General features: G+C 73.6%; 2 protein-coding genes. Both read right to left on the minus strand.

The features are described from left to right. Positions 1 to 1,087: CHAT domain-containing protein (locus tag AC1DY2_RS19400; RefSeq protein WP_476763899.1), on the minus strand; the 1,087-nt coding region annotated here is incomplete at its 3' end. Between the two features lie 197 nt (positions 1,088 to 1,284). Then, on the minus strand, positions 1,285 to 1,748 hold a 464-nt coding region (locus AC1DY2_RS19405; protein WP_476763900.1), incomplete at its 5' end, for a serine hydrolase.

Genomic DNA, 1,748 nt, shown 5'->3' on the forward strand with positions numbered 1-1,748 from the left:
GCCGCGTGTCCTCGCCGCGCAGGTAGAGCACGGGCGTGACCCACTCGAGCGTGCCGCGGCCGATGCCGAGGATGCCGATGCGTCCGCTGCGCACCGCCTCGTCGATGCCGCGCCCGTACGAGAGCGCCGTGTAGAAGCCGCGCGCGAACGCGATGGCGGCGACGTCGCTGATCGAGAACTGCATCGCCGCGACCGCGCGGATGCCGCTGTGCGCGAGGGCGGCCGCGGTGCCCGAGAAGAGATCGGTGGTGCCGGATGCCGCGGACTGGCACGAGTTGAGCATGACGAGCCGAGGCGTGGGCTCCGCCTCGTCGAGCAGGTCGGCGAGGCTCGACGCGGTCACCTCGTCGGCGCGGCCGTCGCGGCCGACGAACGCGAGCACGCCCTCGTCGGTCTCGGCGTCGTACGAGCCGTGGCCGATGAAGTGCAGCACGTGCCACTCCTTCTCGAGGAGCTTCGCGTGCACGCCGTCCCAGGTCACGTCGTCGAGCCATTCGAGCTCCACGCGGCCCGAGTCGAGATGGGGGCGCAGGGCCTCCTCGAGGCGCTCGCGCTCGCCGCCGACGTCGAGCGCCGGGAGTCCGCGCGGCGACGCGATCATGCCGAGGATGCGCATGGGCGGCTCGAGGGCGAGCACGGGAGGCGTGAACGAGGCCGGCACGCGACGGACGAGCGGCTCCTTGCGGCACAGGTAGGCGCCGGTCTCGGCGTCGAAGAGGGTCTCCCACGGCAGCGACGAGAGCTCGGGCGCCGTCAGGCGCAGCGCGATCTGCACGCTGGTTCCGCGTTCGGAGGCGACCGCGAGGCTCGTGCGGTAGGCGGCGAGCACGTCGCCGTGGAAGGCCGCGTCGAACAGGCGGCGGCCGACCTCCTGCACCGTCGTCTCGGTGTCCGACATCACCCGTCGCGCGGAGACCGACGACGAGAGCACGCTGGCCTCGAGGAGGGGTCGCTGGTCGACGAGCGGGGCGAGGTCGAGCGTCATCGCCTGGGTCGGCTGGCCGCCGCCCACCGACTGCAGCACCCGCACCACGTAGGAGCCTGGCTCAGGGCCGGGCCCGATCTCCAACTCCATCACCGTGTCCATGCGCGAATCCTCGCCCTCGCAMGTCGGCGCGCCAACAGTGGCTGCACTGATCTGACGCTGCGGGAGGGTCCGGAACGCGTGGACGGGCACGCAGGCGTTCGGTCGGCTCACACGATACTCCCGAACGCGGCCGGCCGCGCCGCCGAACGCGGCGCCGGGTCGTCGCCGGCCGCGCCGCCGGGTCGCGGCCGTTCGCGTCAGTCCGCGCCGGCGACCACCGCGTTGTGCAGCTCGTCGATGTTCACGCCGAACTGCCCGATGCCGCCGCCCACGCTCGTGAGCAGCACGAAGCACACCCCGCGCGACGGCGTGACGGCGAACTCGCTGCCCGCCCAGGCGCCGTGGCTGAACGTGTCGGCGGCGAGCAGCCCCGCCGCCGAGTGCCGCAGGTTCCACGTGAAGCCCCAGTCCTGGCCGCGCGACTCGGGGTACGGTTCGAGCTTCGGGAGCCCGGCGGTGAGCGGGCGCAGCATCGCGTCGTAGCCCGCCTTCGACACGAGCGACCCGTCGTTGCGCAGCAGTGCGCTGCCGATGGCGAGCAGGTCCTTCGCCCGGCCCAGCAGACCGGCGCMCGGATGCCGCAGCGCGGCGAACGCCGGGTAGTCGAGGCCCTGCGCGGCCGCGTCGACGACCTCGTGCGGGCTCGCCGCGGCATCCGTCG

This window comes from Agromyces sp. P1_H4 (assembly GCF_056405255.1).